The following is a 15,985-nucleotide window of genomic DNA, read 5'->3' as shown; positions in this document are numbered from 1 at the left end:
CGGGAAGTCCCGGCGAGCGGCCACCGCACAGCCGTTGGGCGAGCAGCAGCCGGCGGCACGAACACAGTGGTAACCGCCGTGCGCACGGATAAACCTGCCCTCTTGAGGCTACGCACGTCGGGTGGATACCGACCGGCCCCCGTTTGGCGGCCGGTCGTGCGGATACCTGTGGCCCACTGTGCGATACAAGGTGATCATGCCCCATACGTGTCCGTGCCCGCGTCCGTGCCCGCCGGATCCCTGCCCGCCCCCGCACACCGCCGCGCCCCGGCGGGGCGCCGCCGAACCGGTGCGGCGCCGGCCGTGAGCCGGCTGCTGGTGGTCAGCGCGAGCATGGGGGCGGGCCATGACGCGGTGGCGGTCGAGCTGGCCCGGCGTCTTGGCACGGCCGGACACGAGGCGCTGCACACGGACGTACTGGAGCTGCTGCCCGCCCGCATCGGAGCGGGGCTGCGCGGCTTCTACCGCTCGTCGATCCGGCACGCCCCGCTGGTGTACGCGGGTATCTACACCGCGTTCTTCCGGGCCGGCGACGGGCCGCGGCCGGGCAGCACCCCGCTCGCCGTGCTCGCCGAGGACCGGTTGCGCGCCGAGGTGGCGCACGGTCGCGCCGACGCGGTCGTCGCGGTCTTCCATCTCGCCGCACAGCTGACCGGCCGGATGCGTGCCCGCGGCCGGCTCACGGTCCCCAGCGCGGTGGTGATCACCGACTTCGCCGTGCACCGGCAGTGGCTGCACCGGGGGAACGACCTCCATCTCTGCCTCACCGAGGAGATCGCCCAGGACGTACGGCGGCGCCTGGGGCGGCCCGCCACCGCGTGCGGTCCGCTGCTGCCGGACCGCTTCAGCCCGCACCCGGCGGGTGAGTCGTCCTGGCGGCGCCGGCTCGCCGACGCCGCCGGGCGCCGCGCGCCCGTGCTGCTGTCCGCCGGGGCGTGGGGGGTGGGGAGCCGGCTCGGCGCGACGGCCCGGCTGCTGTCCGGCGCCGGATACCTGCCGGTCGCCCTGTGCGGGCGCAACGAGCGGCTGCGCCGCGCCCTGGCGCGGGTGCCCGGGACGCTCGCCATGGGCTGGGTGGACGACATGCCGGGCCTGATCGCGGCCTGTTACGCCGTGGTCGACAACGCCGCGGGGCAGACGGCGCTGGAAGCGCTCGCCGTCGGTGTCCCGGTCATCGGGTACCGTCCGATTCCCGGCCACGGCGCCGAGGGCGTGCACCGGATGGCGGCCCTCGGCCTGACCGAGTACGCCGACGACGCCTGGCAGTTGGTGCGGACCCTGGACCGTCTCGGCCCGGACGGCTCGGTGCCCGGCCGCCGCCTGGTCCGGGGGGACGTCGTCCGTCCGCTGGAGCTGCTGACCGCCCGCGGGGTGACGGGCGGGTCCGACGGCGACGCCTGACGCCCGGTCCGCGTCGGCCACCGGACCGGTCGGGGCCCCGCGCCGCGGCCGGGTGCGTCCGGCGCGCCGCGGTGTGCGGCACCAGCGGCCGTGCCCGTACCGGATCATCGCAGGCCGGCGCCGGTGCCCGGCCATCTGCCGGTGACGCCCGCCGCCCCGGCATCGGGCGTACGCACCGGGCTCGCCACGCCGTGCTCGCCGAGCGGGCCCACCGACAGGCCGGCCGCCCGGCACGCCCCCACCAGTGCGGGCAGGGCGGCCAGCGTCGCCCGCCAGCATCCCGGTGCCGCATGGCGGTCGGTGTCGTGCAGCAGCACCGTGCCGCCGCCCCGCAGGTCGGCCAGTACGGTCGCGGTCACGGACCGCGCGGTGGCGTCGCCGGTCCAGTCGCGGCCCCAGGCCGTCCACAGCACCGGGCGCAGTCCGGTGCGGCGCGCGGCCAGCAGCCGGTCGCCGGTCAGGATGCCGTACGGCGGCCGGTACCAGGTGGGTGCGGTGCCCGACACCTGCGCCACCGCGTGCGCGGCCCGTGCGAGCAGCCGGGTCTCCCGGCGCGGGGCGGGCCGCCAGGGGCGGTTGTGCGTCCAGCCGTGGACGGCGAGTTCATGACCGCGCCGGACGATGTCCCGGCTCAGCCGCCCGTGGCCCAGCACCTGCTCGCCCAGCACGAAGAACGTGGCACGGACCGCCAGTTCGTCGAGGGCGGCCAAGAAGGCGGGTGTGGAACGGGGATCGGGACCGTCGTCGAAGGTGAGCGCCACATGGTCGGGGGAGCCCGTGCCCGCCAGCACGGGCAGCAGGGCGCGTCGCGGACCGGGCAGCCAGGTTCCGGCCGGCCCGAGGTGGGCGGCGGCGACGAGCGCGGGCACGGCGAGCGCCCCGGTGCACCACCGGCCCCAGTGGATGTCGTCCGGCATGTCCGTCTCCCTTCGCGTCCCCGTGCGGTCCTCCGGCCCGAACACGGCTCCCGCGCGGTCGCCGTGGCGTCGCGGTGCCGTGGCCTCGTGGCGCCGTCAACCGAACCGGCCCGCCAGCCGCCGGTACGTGGTGGGTGCCAGGGAGCGCACCGCGATCGGCATTCGGAGCCAGCCGGGCACGAACACCTCGGGCTGGTCGCGGCGTACCGCCGTGACGACCGCGGCGGCCACCCGCTCGGGCGGCACCGGACGCGGGCGGGTACGCGCGTAGGGCACCCCCCTGCGGGCGAAGAACGGGGTGTCCACCACGCCGGGCACGACATGGGTCACCCGCACGCCGGTGCCCTTCAACTCGTACCGCAACGCGTCCGCGAAGGCGCCGAGCCCCGCCTTCGCCGCCGAGTACACCGCTTCCTCCCGTACGCCGACGCTTCCCGCGACGGAGCCGATCAGCACCAGCCGGCCCTGGCGGCGCGCCGTCATGTGGGGCAGCAGCTGCCGGACCAGGTGCACCACCGAGGCCAGGTCCACGGTGAGTACGTGGTCCACCTCGTCGGCGGGCATCGAGGCGAACGGCCCGGCCCAGCCCACTCCCGCCGCGGCGACGAGCAGATCGATGTCCTGCGCCTTCCCGAAGGCCCGGTGGGCCAGTTGCCGGGGGCCGTCGGCGGCGGCCAGGTCACAGGGGATCGCGACGGCGGACGTCTCGCGCGCCACCGTGTCCAGCCGGGCACGGTCGCGTCCGGAGACCAGCAGCTCCCATCCCTCGGTCGCCAGGGAGCGTGCGACGGCCGCTCCGATCCCGGACGAGGCACCCGTCACCAGCGCCACGCCCGCCGTGGGTTCGGTGCCCGGTGCGCGGGTGGTCGGCCCCGTGTACGGATCCACCGTGACGCGTCCCAAGCTGACCTCCTCGGCGTGGCGGGCCTCGGCACGGCGCCGGAGTCCGCGGGCCGCCTTGAGCGCGCCTGCCGAGCCCCGTCGGTCCTCGCGCACGCGTGCCTTCGACGATGACGACGACCATCGAGGGGTAGCCGCGGCTCGCCGGTTTCAAACCCGCCGGCGCACCGGCCGCGGCCCGCTTCGGCGGCCGGTTTTCCGGACCGTCGCGCCACGGATCGCGGACGGGGAGGGCGCCTTCGCCGAAGCCGAATGGAGCAATGCGGCGACCCGTTGTGCCGCGGCGGTACCGGACCCGCTCCGCCGACGCCGGGCCGCACCGGGCGTCATGGGCCGGTGAAGGTCCGGGGCATGACCCGACGCTATGCCATAACCGCAGGTCAGCGGCGTCGGAGAGGGCGCTGGGACGCCACCGGCCCCGCTTGAAGTACCCGATCGCCGGACGGACAGTGAGAACCATGAACCGTCACCGACGCCCACCCCGGAAGGCCCCGTGGATCGCGGCGGGCGCGGCCGTGGCCGTCTGTGGCGGCATCGGCGTGTGGTTCCTGACGGGACCGCACGGCGGCACGCCCCGCCCGACACCGTCCCCCTCGGGAAACCTGACCCTCCCGACACCACCATCACGAACGCCTCAGCCGCCGACCCCGACACCCAGCACCACGCCGCCGACCCCGACATCCAGCACCACACCGCCGACCCCGACATCCGGCACCACGCGGCCGACGCCGACGCAGACACCCAGCGCCCCACGGCCGACGGCGACGCGCCCACCGGCGCCCCGGCCGACGGCGACGGCCACGGCTCGGCCCGCGACGCCACCGGCCCACCCGACGGCGCCCAGTCCGACGACGGCGCTCCCGTCCCCCGTACCGACGTCCCAGACGCCACCGAAACCGACCCGGTCCGCGACGTCGGCACCACCCACGCCGGTCACGCCGACACCGGCACCGCCCACACCGCCGAGGACACCGACGGCGACCCCGGTGTCCGCGCACCCGCGGCCGTCGGCACCGACGCCGTCCCAGAAACCGGCACCCGCACAGCCGACAGCGGCGCCGACACCGGCACCGATTCCGCCGAAGCCGCAACCCCAGCCGCAGCCGACAAGGCCGGGCCCGTCGCCACAGGTCCCGTCCCGCACGCCCCCACCGACACCCACGCCCACCGCCACAACCACCGCCACCGCCACCGCCGCACAACCGACGCCGGTGCCTCCTACGCCATTGCCCACCCCCACACCGACAGCCACCCGCTACACGACGATCACCACGACGTGGTACACGTCCCAGGCCGCCGAGTCCGCTGCTCAGCGGATGGCCGCCGCCCGGACGGTCGGTGACCCGGCATGCTCGATGGCGGCCGTCGGCCAACCCGACCCACGCCTCGTCCCACGGGCCGCCCGCATCGCCATCGGCCACTACGGCAGCTACTGGTGCCTGATCTCGTAGGCGCCCCTCAGCACACGGCCGGGGCCGGCCCGTCCACCGTGGCGTCGAAGAAGCCGCCGGTCACACAGCGCCTCACAACCGCAACTCGGCGGGGAACCCCGACCAGCACAACTCGGCGGGCAGGTGCCGCATGTCGTTGTGAACCAGCACGGACGACGGCCGGCCCGGCGCATACCGGATGACGGTGAGGGCGGCGTTGCCGTGATTGAGCCCGAGCCAGCGCCATTTCGGCGCGTCCATCGCATGCCGCACCAGCCAGCCGATCAGGAAGTTGTGGGTGACGACCACCTCATGGCGCTCCTGGTCGCCCTCGGCGGGTCCGGTGAACTGTGCCAGGGCCCGTTCCGCCAGCTCCGGGCCGCGCTCGCGGTCCTCGGCCGTGGCCCCGGCGAGGAAACGCAGGAAGTGGTCGGCGCTGTCGGACGGCAGTTCCTCCCGCCGCGGGACGTACGGAACATAGTCACCGGCTGCCTCCGAAACCCGAAGTACGGCGCCGTCCAGGTGCTCGCCGATCAGCTCCGCGGTCTGCGCTGCGCGGGGCAGTGGGCCGTGGTGCACCACGGAGATGGGGTGCTTCGCCAAGCGCCGGCCGAGCAGCGCCGCCTGCCGCCGTCCGTTGTGCGACAACCCGCTCTCGTCCGGCAGCGCCTCGCCGTGCCGTACGAGATAGAGGTGGCGCGCAGCCGTCGGTGTCATACCCGTGACTCCTTCACGATCAGGCAAGGGGCTCGTGGACACGACGTCGTTCCTTGCCGGCCCGGTTCCGGATCTCCCCGGACCCGGCCGCGGACCGGTCTGCGGCCCGTCGGCCGCCGGTCAGGGAGCAAACCGCTCGTGGCGGTGTCGGTGATCGCGTAGGTTGCCGAGGTCGTCGCGGCGGAGAGGTGGTTCGAAGGCATGGTGCCCACAGGGGTAAAGCGGGAGCGGTTGGCGGGAGCGGCGCGGGACGCCCTGGGTGGTGGGCGGCAGTTGGCGGCGGCCGAGCGAGTGGCGGGCGGCAGCAAGAAGGGCGTGTACCGCCTCGTGATGGACGACGCGACGACGGCGATCGCCTACCTGTGGGACGACAGCGAGAACTACTGGCCGGCCGCACAGGGCGACGACGACCTGACGGATCCGTTCTCGCCCGGCCTCGGGCTGCGCCTGTTCGAGGCCGCGCACGCACGCCTGGACGGGCTCGGCGTCCGAGTCCCGCGGATCCGGCTCGTCCAGCGGGCGGGCGAGGGCGGCCCTGCCGATCTGGTGATCGTCGAGGACATCGCGGGCCGGAGCCTGGAGGATCTGCTCGCCCGCGATCCACGCGCGGCCGCCGCGGTCACGGCTCGGCTGGCCGAGGCGCTGGCGGCGATGCGGTCGTATCGCGCGCCCCGGTACGGGAAAGTGGCCGTGGTCGACGCGGGAGGCACCTCGCGCGGGACGTCGTGCGAGGGGATCGTCCTGGACCGTGCGCTGCGCGACCTCGCTGAGGCGGCGTCGCGTGACCCCCGGGTCGCGGCGGCCCGCGACCGGCTGGAGGAGCGGCTGCGGAAACTCACGGCGGGGGTGCGACCGCGCGCGGAGCACTGCGTAGTGCACGGCGAACTCGGGCCCGACCATGTGCGGATGGACGGTGACGGGCACCCCGTGCTGATCGACATCGAGGGCCTGATGTACTTCGACGTGGAATGGGAGCACGTCTTCCTGCGCATCCGCTTCGCGGACGCCTATCGCCCGCTCGGGGCGGACGAACTGGACGAGGGCCGGCTCGCGCTCTACACGCTGGCCCAGCGGCTCTCGCTGACGGCGGGCCCGCTCAGGCTCCTCGACGGCGGCTTCCCCGACCGACAGGCCATGGCGGGCATCGCCGAGCACAACCTGAAGGCGGCGCTGGAACTGGTGTGAAGGACCGGCGGTCCCCGCCGGCGGCCGATGCGCCGGTCAGGGATCAGCGCGCCCCGGCAGCCGCGTCGGCCCCGAGCGCCCCAGTGGCCGCGTCGGTCACGGCCGGGGCGTCGCGCAGCCCGAGGCGCAGGTGTTCGACGTGGTAGAGGGCCTGTTCCAGGAGTTCGGCGACATGGTTGTCGTAGAGCGCGTAGATGACCGAGCGGCCCCGGCGTTCGCCGGTGACCAGGCCGAGGTTGCGCAGCAGGCGCAACTGGTGGGAGCAGGCGGACTGTTCCATGCCGACCGCGTCGGCCAGCTCCGTGGCCGCGCAGGGGCCTTCCTGGAGGCGGGCCAGGATGCGCAGGCGCGAGGGGGTGGCCAGCGCCTGGAGGGTGGCGGCCACATCGGCGGCGCCGACCGTCTCCAGGCGGTCGCGCGCGGTGGCGGTCGTGGTTCTGTCGGCTCCGTGACCCATGGGCATCATCGTACGGAGAACGAACCATGAACGCATGAATGAGTCTTCATTCTTTCCTGTACGGTGGTGAGGAGCGCCGGGTTTCCGGCTGCGCGCGAACTGTCACGCCTGTGTGAAGGACCCCGATGACCTCCACCCTCGCCCCGGCCCCGGCAGAGCGGACCTCGCCGGGCCGCGCCCCCGCCGGGCAGCAGCGGCGTACCCGTGTCCTCGCCCTGCCCGAGGCCCGCTGGGCAGCGGCGGCCCTGGCCCTGTTCCTGATCGCGCTGCCCCTGCAGCTGACCGGCGCCCCGGCCTGGACGTGGGTGCCCCTGTACGCCCTGACCTATGCGGCGGGCGGCTGGGAACCGGGCTGGGCGGGACTGCGGGCGCTGCGCGAGAAGACCCTGGACGTCGACCTGCTGATGGTCGTCGCCGCCCTGGGTGCCGCGGCGATCGGACAGGTCATGGACGGCGCGCTGCTGATCGTCATCTTCGCCACCTCGGGCGCGCTGGAGGCCCTGGCCACCGCCCGCACCGCCGACTCCGTGCGGGGGCTGCTGGACCTGGCCCCCGCCAAGGCCGCCCGCATCGCCGCCGACGGCAGTGAGGAGAGCGTCGCCGTCGAGGACCTGTCCATCGGCGACACCGTGCTCGTACGGCCCGGTGAGCGCGTCGGCGCGGACGGCCGCGTCCTCGACGGCGCCAGTGAGGTGGACCAGGCGACCATCACCGGCGAGCCGCTGCCCGTGGCCAAGGAGCGGGGCGACGAGGTCTTCGCCGGCACCCTCAACGGCACCGGCGCGCTGCGGGTGCGCGTCGAGCGCGACGCGTCCGACAGCGTGATCGCCCGGATCGTGCGCATGGTGGAGGTGGCGTCCGAGACCAAGGCGCCCACACAGCTCTTCATCGAGAAGGTCGAGCAGCGCTACTCGCTGGGGATGGTCGCGGCGACGCTGGCCGTCTTCCTCGTCCCGCTCGCCTTCGGCGCCGAGCTGACCGGCGCACTGCTGCGGGCGATGACCTTCATGATCGTGGCGTCGCCGTGCGCCGTCGTCCTGGCGACCATGCCGCCCCTGCTCTCGGCCATCGCCAACGCAGGTCGGCACGGTGTGCTGGTCAAGTCCGCGGTCGTCATGGAACGGCTCGGCGAGGTCGACGCGGTCGCCCTCGACAAGACCGGCACGCTGACCGAGGGCACCCCGCGGGTGACCGACGTCCGGCCGCTCGCCGGTTCCGGTCTCGACGCGGCCGGGCTGCTGCGGCTCGCCGCCGCGGCCGAGCACCCCAGCGAGCACCCGCTGGCCCGCGCCGTGGTGGCCGCGGCACGGGAGCGGGGACTCGCCCTTGCGGACGCGGAGGACTTCGAGTCGACGCCCGGTGTCGGCGTCGTGGCCACCGTCGAGGCGCGCCGGGTCGCGGTGGGTGCGCCCGCCCGGCTGCTCGCCGGGGCCGGCCACGCCGACGCGGCGGCAACCGTCACGGCGGAGTTGGAGGACGGCGGCCGGACCGCCGTGCTGGTCACGGTGGACGGTACGCCCGTCGGTCTGATCGGTGTCGCCGACCGGCTGCGCCCCGACGCCATCGCGACCGTCGCGTCCCTGACGTCGCGCACCGGGGCCGCGCCCGTGCTGCTGACCGGTGACAACGCGCGCGCGGCGGCGCGACTGGCCGCTGAGGCCGGCATCGAGGACGTACGGGCCGCACTGCTGCCCGAGGACAAGGTGAGCGCGGTCAGGGAACTGGCGGCGGCCGGGCGCCGGGTGATGGTCGTCGGGGACGGCGTCAACGACGCGCCGGCGCTGGCCGCCGCCCACACCGGTGTCGCCATGGGCCGGGCGGGTTCGGATCTGGCGCTGGAGACCGCCGACGCGGTCGTAGTCCGCGACGAACTCGCCGCGGTGCCCGCGGTGATCTCGCTGTCCCGGCGGGCCCGCGCGCTCGTCGTCCAGAACCTCGTGATCGCCGCGGTGTTCATCGCCGGTCTCGTCGTCTGGGACCTGGCGGGCGACCTGCCCCTGCCGCTCGGCGTCGCCGGTCACGAGGGCTCCACCGTCATCGTCGGACTCAACGGACTGCGGCTGCTGCGTGAGGCGGCCTGGCGACGGGCGGCCGTCCCGGGCGGCGGCCAGGCCGCCCGCACCCCCGCGACGGGGTGACACCCGGGCGGCGCGGCCCGTCGTCGGTGCGCGTCGGGCACCGACGACGGGCCGGGCCGTCAGCCGGCGAACGCTTCGATCAGTGTCCAGATCGCCAGGCCGGCCATGCAGATGCCGCCGATGCGCTGCACCGTCTTCAGCGGGACGCGCTTGGCGATGAAGCGGCCCGCGAGCAGGGCCAGCGCGGACACCGACATCAGGGCGGCGGCCGAGCCGATGGCGGTGGGCAGCCAGCCGTTGGTGGCGGCGAGGTTGGCGGTGGTGATCTGGGTGAGGTCCCCCCACTCGCTGATGAAGACGGCCATGAAGGCGGTGGTGTAGACGGGCCAGAAACCGGTGACGGTCCTGGAGCCGCCTTCGCCGTCCTCGTCGTCGTCCCCTCCGCGCAGCAGCATCACGGCTCCGAAGGCGAACAGGGCGGCGGAGACGAGCTTGACCGCCGTCGTCGGCAGCAGGCTGAGCAGGCTGCCGGCACCGACGGCGAGGGCGACATGGACGACGAAGGCCGTGGAGGTCCCGAACCACACGTACAGCGGGCGCATGCGGGTGCCCATGGCCAGCGACGCGAACATGGTCTTGTCGGGAAGTTCGGCGAGGAAAATCAGCCCGAAGGCGGTGATGATCGCCAGGGGGTCGAGGGTCATCCTGGTGCTTTCTCCTGGGGCCGGGCCGAAGGCTCGGACGGCACCCACACAGGTGACGGGAGGACCCTTGCGGCCCGGCACGATGACGCGGCCCCCACGTGTGTGCGGGCCGTGTTGTGCCGTGGCCGAAGGTCTCGTCCACCGGCCCGTCGCTGCGGGCCGGCCCACTGGCCGGGACGTCCGTGAAGACGTCCAGTGTGTCGACCAGCGGTGTTGCGGGACTACTCCCCTTCGCCGCCCACAGCCTAAGCAATCGGCACGGCGGAGGCAAAGCCGCTGCCGGGTGGCACGCCTCACGCCGCCGTCCGCCCGACGGCCGCACGCAGACGACGCGCGCGGGGGCCCTCGTGGCCGAGGGTGAAACCCGGATTCACGATCCAACCCCGTCACGCGGTGCTGGTGTCCACGAACGAGATCCGAGCGGAGGCCCGCGGCGGCGACCGGACGGACGTGTGGTGGACGCCGCCGGCTCGTCCTGAAGGCGGACCGTGGCACCAGCCAGGAGTACGTCGATCTGCGCTCCGGTTCCCTCACCCTGAACCGGGCACTCACCCGCGAGGTGCCGGCCGCCGGTGGCCGCGCGGCGGGCGCGGACCGGATGGCGCTCAGCGACATCAGGGAGTTCGTCTCGGTCCAGGGCAGCTTCACGGCCCGGCCGCAGCCCGGCGGCGGCCATGTCCTGCGGGCCCGCTACGGCGGTCACATCCGCCCCGATCGCCCGCCGGGCGGGCCCTGCGGCGGCGTGGGGCTCCCTGGTCGGTGCGGCCGGGGGCCCGTGCGTCGGTGTGCGTGGCGGCGGTGTGTCGGGGGCGGTCCGGGCGGGACCGGGGGGCCGGTCGTTCAGTCCAGGTCGGACATGTCGAGGACGAAGCGGTAGCGGACGTCGTTGCGGGCGAGGCGGTCCAGGGCCTCGTTCACCCGCTGGGAAGGGAGCAGTTCGATGTCCGCGGTGATGCCGTGCTCGGCGCAGAAGTCCAGCATGGCGGCCGTCGCGGGTATGCCGCCGCTGCCCGCGGAGCTGAGCTTCTTGCGTCCCACCAGGAGGTCCATGGTCTGCACGGTGACGGGGCCGAGGTGCCCGAGGTGGCTGAGGGTGCCGTCCATGGCGACGAGGCCGAGGTAGGGGCCGAGGTCGTGCGGGGCGGAGACGGTGTCGATGACCACGTCGAACCGGTCACGTGCCGCGGCCATCCGCTCCGGGTCCGTGGCGACGACGAGCGAGCGGGCGCCGAGACGGCGGGCGTCGTCGGCCTTGTCGGGTGAGCGGCTGATGACCGAGGTGTCGGCGCCGAGCGCCACGGCGAGCCGCACCGCGAGATGCCCCAGGCCGCCGAGGCCCGCCACCGCGACCCGGCTGTGCGGTCCCACACCCAGGGCGTGCAGCGGTTCCCACACGGTGATCCCGGCGCAGAGCAGCGGAGCGGCAGCGGCCGGATCCAGGCCGGCGGGCAGCGGGTGGGCGAACCGGTCGCGGACCACGTACTCGCGGGAGTAGCCGCCCAGCGTGGTCGTTGCGTCGAGCCGGTCGACGCCGCCGTAGGTCAGCGTGGGGAAGCCGTGGCAGAAGTTCTCCTGACCGGCCCGGCACATGGGGCACGAGCCGCACGAGTCGACGATGTTGCCGACGGCCACGGGGTCGCCGGCGGCGAAGCGGGTGACCGCGGGCCCGGTCTCGGTCACCACGCCGGTGAACTCGTGCCCCGGCACCAGCGGCCGGCCCTCCGTGCCGTCGTGGTCGCGCAGGGCGTGCAGATCGGAGTGGCACACGCCGCAGTAGTCAACGCGGACCGCGATGTCGTCGGGGCGCAGGTCGCGCCGTGTCAGCGGCGTCCGCCGCAGCGTCGCCGTACGGCCGTCCGCCTGCCAGCCCGTTGTCTTCCGCACAGTACGCCTCCTCCAAACAGACTGTTCTGTCTGTCGCAGCGTAGGCACACTCGGCATCGCCAAGCAAACCAACTGTTCTGTCTGGTAGCGTGACGGCATGCCCGAGCAGCCCTTGACCTCGCGTGGTGCCGCCACCTACCAGCGCATCCTCGATGTCGCGACCCAGGAGTTCGCCGAGCACGGGATCGCCGGCGCGCGCATCGAACGGATCGTGGCCGCGGCCCGCACCAACAAGGCGCAGCTCTACGCCTACTTCGGCAGCAAGGAAGGGCTCTTCGACGCCATCTTCTTCGGCTCCCTGGACCGGATCACGAACGTCGTGCCGATCGACGCCGACACCGATGCCGCTCCGCTCGACGCCGACGGCCTCGCGGACTGGGCCGTACGCCTCTACGACGAATACCTTCGCCGCCCCGACCTCATCCGGCTGGCCACCTGGTCCCGCCTGGAGCGCCGCCCCGCCGGCCATCTCGTGGCGGAGCACGACCGCCGTGAGGACCGCAAGCTGCGCGCCATCGCCGAGGGCCAGGCCGCGGGCCTGGTCCGGAAGGGCGACCCGTTCGACGTGATGGCCGTGGTCATCGCGATGTCCATGGCCTGGTCCCCGGTCAGCAACGTCTACGCGGCCACCGCACGGGAACCCGAGGACGTGCACGAGCGGCGGCGTGCCCTGCTGCGCGAGAGCGTGCGCAGCGCCATGGCCGCCGGCTGAGCGCCCGCGGCCGTGCCCGGGCGCGGGGCGCCGGGGGAAGCGAGGCGGAGTAGCGTGGAAGGTGCGAAGACGACCGGTGTCCGGACGCCGGGAGCGTCTTCGCTGATGTGCCCAGCGGCTTGATGTTCTCCGAAGGAGTGGGCGGGCGCGAGCGGCCCTCGTGCGTCGGCCGCCCTGAGCCCACGTGAGGTGACGTTCCGTATCCGTGTGTCAAGAGGGCGTATGCGCGCAGCCGACGACTCTTCGCAGAGTCCTGTGGGGGCACTGGGGAAAGTGACGGTGGCGATCCCGCAGGACGGCCCAGGGGAAGTCCTCGTGGCCGTCCGGGGCGGCTCGGAAGCCTATGCGGCCTGGTCCGCGGCGCCGGTCGCCAGGGACGTCCGCGTGATCGTGGTCGACTCCGTCTCGGCACGCTCGGTGATCGTCGAGCCGCTGCCGTCCTGAAGCGGCTTCCCCCACGGGAAGCGTCTTCCCGGTCCTTGCAGGACGCGAGGTGGTCCCTCATGTTTTTCTGGCACGTTCCCGCTCCGAACGAGGCCATGCTGATCTCGGGCTCCAAACGGCGGGCCGAGGAAACCCAGTTCCGGATCGTCACCGGTCACGGCAGTTTCGTGCTGCCCGTCAAGCAGAAGGCCCGGATGCTGTCGCTGGCTCTGCGCGAGGCGGAGATCGTGGAGGACTGCGTGACCCAGCAGGGAATCCGGCTCAAGGTGCGGGCGGTGTGCGTGTTCAAGGTGGGTGACGACGCGGTGTCGATCGCCAATGCCGCCCGCCGGTTCCTGTCGGAGCAGCAGCGGATGGAGGAGCTGGTCGGCCGGATCTTCGCGGGGCATCTGCGGTCCATCGTCGGCGGGCTCACGGTCGAGCAGATCATCCGCGAGCGCAGCCGGGTCTCCCAGGAAGTGGTGGCGGGCAGCCACGGCGAGATGGAGAAGCTCGGCATCGTCGTGGACGCCCTCCAGATCCAGGAGATCGAGGACGCCACCGGATACATCGACAACCTCGCCGCGCCGCACGCCGCCGCGGTGGCCAGCCAGGCCCGGATCGCGCAGGCCAGGGCCGATCAGGAGGCGGCCGAGCGGGAGCAGCAGGCCGCCGCGCTCAAGGCCCAGTACGAACGGGACACCGCGATCAAACGCGCCGGGTTCACCGCCGAGACCGAGCAGTCCAACGCCCGCGCCGCGCAGGCGGGCCCGCTCGCCCAGGCCAAGGCGTCCCAGGAGGTCATCGAGGAACAGACCGCGCTGGCCCAGCGGCAGGCCGGTCTGGCGGCCCAGCGCCTGGAGGCGGAGGTACGGCGCCCGGCGGACGCGGAGGCCTACCGGCAGCGGGCCCTGGCCGAGGCGGGCCGCGACCGGGCCAAGTTCGAGGCCGACGGGACCGCCTACGCCGAGCGGGCCATCGCCCAGGCCCAGGCCGACGCCAACACGGCGCGGGCCGCCTCGCTCCGCGACGGCAACCAGGAACTCATCGCGGCCAACCGGGTCGTGGAGAATCTGCCCGCCCTCGCCGAGGCGGCGGCCCACGGAATGTCCGGAGCGGATCTCACCGTCCTCAACGGCACCGACGGCATCAACCAGGTGGCGGCCGGAGTGGTGGCGCAGGGGCTCGCCATCCTCGACACGCTCCGCCGCTCGACTCCGTCGCCCGCCGGCACCAAGCCGGTACGGGCCGAGCCGGAGCAGACCTGAACCCGCCGGGAGCCCTGGACGCGAAGGAGGGACGGCTGTCATGGATGCGGATCGTGCCAAGCGTGTGGTGGCGGCACTGCGGGCCCGAAAGGTGATGGCCCATCTGGTGGAGGCGGGTGTCTACGAGTTCGGGATCAGGGTGGTCCTGGACGAGGGCATCGAGGCGCTGTGGGACATGGACGGCGCATCGGGGCTGGACGCGGAGATCGTCAGCGACGGTGTGCTCATCGGGTTCGTCCCCCATGTGCCCGGTTCGGAGAACTTCACCGAAGAGCAGATCGTGGACAGCATCGCCAGTACGCGGTACTCCACGGAGGGCCTGCACCCGCCCCAGGACACCCCGGCGCCCCCGGCCTCCCCGGCGAAGCCGCCACCGGCCGCCGGGCCTCCCGCCACGGAGGGCGCCCCGGCCGGCCCGCCCGTGGCCCGGCTCCAGCGCCGGGCACACTGGATCCACCACGGCGGACGGCAGAGGAGAACGCCATGACGCCGATGCGACCGGCCCTGCAACTGACGGTGTTCATAGAGGAATGCGACACCTGGCATCACAGGCCGCTGTCCGCGGAGATCGTGCACCGCGCGCATGAGGCCGGGCTGGCCGGTGCCACGGTGCTCCGGGGGATCGAGGGGTTCGGGGCCTCCTCGGTGATCCACGGCTTCCGGCTGCTGTCCCTGAAGCAGGACGTACCGCTGGCGATCGTGATCGTCGACGAGGAGGAGCGGGTGCGTCGCTTCCTTCCGACCGTGCGCGACCTGGTCGAGGGCGGGCTGGTGATCGTCGAGCGTGTCGACGTCATGCACGACCCCGCACGGGACACGGCGCGGGCACCCGCCTGAGCCGGCCGGCCGCGCCCGCAGGTGCGTCAAGTGGCCGTCGCCTCTTGGCCCTTGTAGTGGACCACCTCGACCTGCTGCAGGGTGATCAGCCCGTTGACGGGCAGTTCTTCGAGCCGGGAGAGGAACGCTCGGACGCGGTCCTCCTCGTCGACGATGACGACGGCCGTCGGCAGGTCGTCGGCCATGGACAGCAGTCGCGTCGTGTGCACGACCGATGTCGCCCCGAAACCCTCCACACCCCGGAAGACCGTCGCCCCGGCCATCCCGAAGGCATGCGCACGCTGCACGATCTCCGTGAACAGGGGCTTGTGGTGCCAGGTGTCGGTGTCGTCGACGATGACCGTCAGGCGCAGTGCGCGTCCACTCAGTGCCATGATCGCGGTCCTCTCGTCACCGGGCACCGGATACACCTCCACCGTAATCCCGGCCCCGGGCCGTGCCAGGCAGGGCAGGGCATGCTCAGGACCACCACCGTGGACCCCATGCACAGCGTGCGTCGGCCGCTCAGGGATTTCGGGTGGTGATCTCCTCGGTGAGTTGCGGGACGACGTCGAAGAGGTCGCCGACGACGCCGTAGTCGACCAGGTCGAAGATCGGGGCCTCCGGGTCCTTGTTGATCGCCACGATCGTCTTCGACGTCTGCATCCCCGCACGGTGCTGGATCGCACCCGAGATACCCGACGCGATGTACAACTGCGGCGACACACTCTTGCCCGTCTGCCCGACCTGATTGGTGTGCGGATACCAGCCCGCGTCCACCGCCGCACGCGAGGCACCCACCGCCGCACCCAGCGAGTCCGCCAGCGCCTCGATCACCGCGAAGTTCTCCGCGCCGTTGACACCACGCCCACCGGACACCACGATCGCCGCCTCCGTCAGCTCCGGACGCCCCGTCGACTCACGCGCCGTACGCCCCGTCACCTTCGTACCCGTCGCCTGCCCGGAGAACGACACGGACAGGGCCTCCACCGCGCCCACGGCCGGGGCGGCCTCCACGGCCGCGCTGTTGGGCTTGACCGTGATGACCGGAGTGCCCCTGGAAACACGGGACTTGGTGGTGAAGGACGCCGCG

General features: G+C 73.5%; 18 protein-coding genes. 10 read left to right on the top strand and 8 right to left on the bottom strand.

Features of this window, described 5'->3' with window-relative positions; all coding sequences use genetic code 11:
* Positions 1-213 precede the first annotated feature (213 nt).
* The gene (locus tag ACIRFL_RS05050; protein WP_404024418.1) at positions 214-1,401 is read left to right on the top strand and encodes a galactosyldiacylglycerol synthase; all 1,188 of its coding nucleotides are present in this window, start codon (positions 214-216) and stop codon (positions 1,399-1,401) included.
* A 104-nt stretch (positions 1,402-1,505) separates the two neighbouring features.
* On the opposite strand, the gene ACIRFL_RS05045 is transcribed toward ACIRFL_RS05050, so the two are convergent.
* Both ACIRFL_RS05045 and ACIRFL_RS05040 read right to left on the bottom strand, forming a co-directional pair.
* A complete protein-coding gene (locus ACIRFL_RS05045) occupies positions 1,506-2,318 on the bottom strand; it encodes a polysaccharide deacetylase family protein (protein ID WP_404023969.1) in 813 nt (270 codons plus the stop codon).
* Positions 2,319-2,414: 96 nt separating this feature from the next.
* A complete protein-coding gene (locus tag ACIRFL_RS05040) occupies positions 2,415-3,221 on the bottom strand; it encodes an SDR family NAD(P)-dependent oxidoreductase (RefSeq protein WP_404023966.1) in 807 nt (268 codons plus the stop codon).
* Positions 3,222-3,759: 538 nt separating this feature from the next.
* Between ACIRFL_RS05040 and ACIRFL_RS05035 the strand changes: the two genes are divergently transcribed.
* Both ACIRFL_RS05035 and ACIRFL_RS05030 read left to right on the top strand, forming a co-directional pair.
* Positions 3,760-4,560 (top strand): hypothetical protein, encoded by an 801-nt coding sequence (locus ACIRFL_RS05035; protein ID WP_404023964.1) that lies wholly within the window; start codon positions 3,760-3,762, stop codon positions 4,558-4,560.
* Positions 4,535-4,669, top strand: a complete 135-nt coding sequence (locus ACIRFL_RS05030; protein ID WP_404023962.1) for a hypothetical protein — start codon at positions 4,535-4,537, stop codon at positions 4,667-4,669. Before ACIRFL_RS05035 ends, ACIRFL_RS05030 begins: the two co-directional genes overlap by 26 nt.
* Before the next feature lie 72 nt (positions 4,670-4,741).
* Here ACIRFL_RS05030 and ACIRFL_RS05025 read toward each other — a convergent pair whose 3' ends face one another.
* Positions 4,742-5,365: a histidine phosphatase family protein gene (locus ACIRFL_RS05025; RefSeq protein WP_404023961.1), complete on the bottom strand. Its 624-nt coding sequence runs from the start codon at positions 5,363-5,365 to the stop codon at positions 4,742-4,744.
* A gap of 201 nt (positions 5,366-5,566) precedes the next feature.
* Between ACIRFL_RS05025 and ACIRFL_RS05020 the strand changes: the two genes are divergently transcribed.
* On the top strand, positions 5,567-6,550 hold the full coding sequence (locus tag ACIRFL_RS05020; protein ID WP_404023959.1) for a phosphotransferase family protein: 984 nt from the start codon (positions 5,567-5,569) through the stop codon (positions 6,548-6,550).
* 43 nt (positions 6,551-6,593) lie between these two features.
* On the opposite strand, the gene ACIRFL_RS05015 is transcribed toward ACIRFL_RS05020, so the two are convergent.
* Positions 6,594-7,007 carry an ArsR/SmtB family transcription factor gene (locus tag ACIRFL_RS05015; RefSeq protein ID WP_404023956.1) on the bottom strand — a complete coding sequence of 138 codons (414 nt, stop codon included), beginning with the start codon at positions 7,005-7,007 and terminating at the stop codon, positions 6,594-6,596.
* Positions 7,008-7,132: 125 nt separating this feature from the next.
* On the opposite strand from ACIRFL_RS05015, the gene ACIRFL_RS05010 reads away from it, so the two are divergent.
* The gene (locus ACIRFL_RS05010) at positions 7,133-9,145 is read left to right on the top strand and encodes a heavy metal translocating P-type ATPase (RefSeq protein WP_404023954.1); all 2,013 of its coding nucleotides are present in this window, start codon (positions 7,133-7,135) and stop codon (positions 9,143-9,145) included.
* Positions 9,146-9,204: 59 nt separating this feature from the next.
* Here ACIRFL_RS05010 and ACIRFL_RS05005 read toward each other — a convergent pair whose 3' ends face one another.
* A complete protein-coding gene (locus ACIRFL_RS05005; protein ID WP_404023952.1) occupies positions 9,205-9,789 on the bottom strand; it encodes a TMEM165/GDT1 family protein in 585 nt (194 codons plus the stop codon).
* A gap of 840 nt (positions 9,790-10,629) precedes the next feature.
* Positions 10,630-11,673: an NAD(P)-dependent alcohol dehydrogenase gene (locus ACIRFL_RS05000; RefSeq protein ID WP_404023949.1), complete on the bottom strand. Its 1,044-nt coding sequence runs from the start codon at positions 11,671-11,673 to the stop codon at positions 10,630-10,632.
* A 97-nt stretch (positions 11,674-11,770) separates the two neighbouring features.
* Here ACIRFL_RS05000 and ACIRFL_RS04995 point away from each other — a divergent pair, with 97 nt between their 5' ends.
* The 5 genes from ACIRFL_RS04995 to ACIRFL_RS04975 all read left to right on the top strand — a co-directional run bounded on the left by ACIRFL_RS04995 (position 11,771) and on the right by ACIRFL_RS04975 (position 14,913).
* Positions 11,771-12,385, top strand: a complete 615-nt coding sequence (locus ACIRFL_RS04995) for a TetR family transcriptional regulator (protein WP_404023946.1) — start codon at positions 11,771-11,773, stop codon at positions 12,383-12,385.
* A 279-nt stretch (positions 12,386-12,664) separates the two neighbouring features.
* A complete protein-coding gene (locus tag ACIRFL_RS04990; protein WP_404023943.1) occupies positions 12,665-12,829 on the top strand; it encodes a hypothetical protein in 165 nt (54 codons plus the stop codon).
* Positions 12,830-12,888: 59 nt separating this feature from the next.
* Positions 12,889-14,076, top strand: a complete 1,188-nt coding sequence (locus tag ACIRFL_RS04985; protein ID WP_404023942.1) for an SPFH domain-containing protein — start codon at positions 12,889-12,891, stop codon at positions 14,074-14,076.
* 40 nt (positions 14,077-14,116) lie between these two features.
* Positions 14,117-14,563, top strand: a complete 447-nt coding sequence (locus ACIRFL_RS04980; RefSeq protein WP_404023939.1) for a hypothetical protein — start codon at positions 14,117-14,119, stop codon at positions 14,561-14,563.
* Positions 14,560-14,913, top strand: coding sequence for a DUF190 domain-containing protein (locus tag ACIRFL_RS04975; RefSeq protein ID WP_404023938.1), 354 nt, complete (start codon positions 14,560-14,562; stop codon positions 14,911-14,913). The genes ACIRFL_RS04980 and ACIRFL_RS04975 overlap by 4 nt, the downstream gene beginning before the upstream one ends.
* Positions 14,914-14,939: 26 nt before the next feature.
* Here ACIRFL_RS04975 and ACIRFL_RS04970 read toward each other — a convergent pair whose 3' ends face one another.
* Both ACIRFL_RS04970 and ACIRFL_RS04965 read right to left on the bottom strand, forming a co-directional pair.
* Positions 14,940-15,287, bottom strand: coding sequence for a DUF190 domain-containing protein (locus tag ACIRFL_RS04970; RefSeq protein ID WP_404023936.1), 348 nt, complete (start codon positions 15,285-15,287; stop codon positions 14,940-14,942).
* Positions 15,288-15,417: 130 nt separating this feature from the next.
* Positions 15,418-15,985, bottom strand: a 568-nt coding sequence (locus tag ACIRFL_RS04965; RefSeq protein ID WP_404023933.1) for an electron transfer flavoprotein subunit alpha/FixB family protein, incomplete at its 5' end; no start/stop codon positions are given.

The sequence above is a fragment of the Streptomyces sp. NPDC102462 genome (assembly GCF_044765425.1).
GTDB lineage: Bacteria > Actinomycetota > Actinomycetes > Streptomycetales > Streptomycetaceae > Streptomyces.
The sequence above is the reverse complement of the archived record's forward strand: the minus strand, read 5'-3'. Positions and strand labels throughout refer to the sequence as shown.

What these genes read in the sequence shown, in the direction of transcription:
- ACIRFL_RS04970 (WP_404023936.1), bottom strand. Translation starts at nt 15,287, where the DNA reads ATGGCACTGAGTGGACGCGCACTGCGCCTGACGGTCATCGTCGACGAC.
- ACIRFL_RS05010 (WP_404023954.1), top strand. Translation starts at nt 7,133, where the DNA reads ATGACCTCCACCCTCGCCCCGGCCCCGGCAGAGCGGACCTCGCCGGGC.
- ACIRFL_RS05020 (WP_404023959.1), top strand. Translation starts at nt 5,567, where the DNA reads ATGGTGCCCACAGGGGTAAAGCGGGAGCGGTTGGCGGGAGCGGCGCGG.
- ACIRFL_RS05005 (WP_404023952.1), bottom strand. Translation starts at nt 9,789, where the DNA reads ATGACCCTCGACCCCCTGGCGATCATCACCGCCTTCGGGCTGATTTTC.
- ACIRFL_RS05025 (WP_404023961.1), bottom strand. Translation starts at nt 5,365, where the DNA reads ATGACACCGACGGCTGCGCGCCACCTCTATCTCGTACGGCACGGCGAG.
- ACIRFL_RS05030 (WP_404023962.1), top strand. Translation starts at nt 4,535, where the DNA reads ATGGCCGCCGCCCGGACGGTCGGTGACCCGGCATGCTCGATGGCGGCC.
- ACIRFL_RS04985 (WP_404023942.1), top strand. Translation starts at nt 12,889, where the DNA reads ATGTTTTTCTGGCACGTTCCCGCTCCGAACGAGGCCATGCTGATCTCG.
- ACIRFL_RS04975 (WP_404023938.1), top strand. Translation starts at nt 14,560, where the DNA reads ATGACGCCGATGCGACCGGCCCTGCAACTGACGGTGTTCATAGAGGAA.
- ACIRFL_RS04995 (WP_404023946.1), top strand. Translation starts at nt 11,771, where the DNA reads ATGCCCGAGCAGCCCTTGACCTCGCGTGGTGCCGCCACCTACCAGCGC.
- ACIRFL_RS05045 (WP_404023969.1), bottom strand. Translation starts at nt 2,318, where the DNA reads ATGCCGGACGACATCCACTGGGGCCGGTGGTGCACCGGGGCGCTCGCC.
- ACIRFL_RS05015 (WP_404023956.1), bottom strand. Translation starts at nt 7,007, where the DNA reads ATGGGTCACGGAGCCGACAGAACCACGACCGCCACCGCGCGCGACCGC.
- ACIRFL_RS04980 (WP_404023939.1), top strand. Translation starts at nt 14,117, where the DNA reads ATGGATGCGGATCGTGCCAAGCGTGTGGTGGCGGCACTGCGGGCCCGA.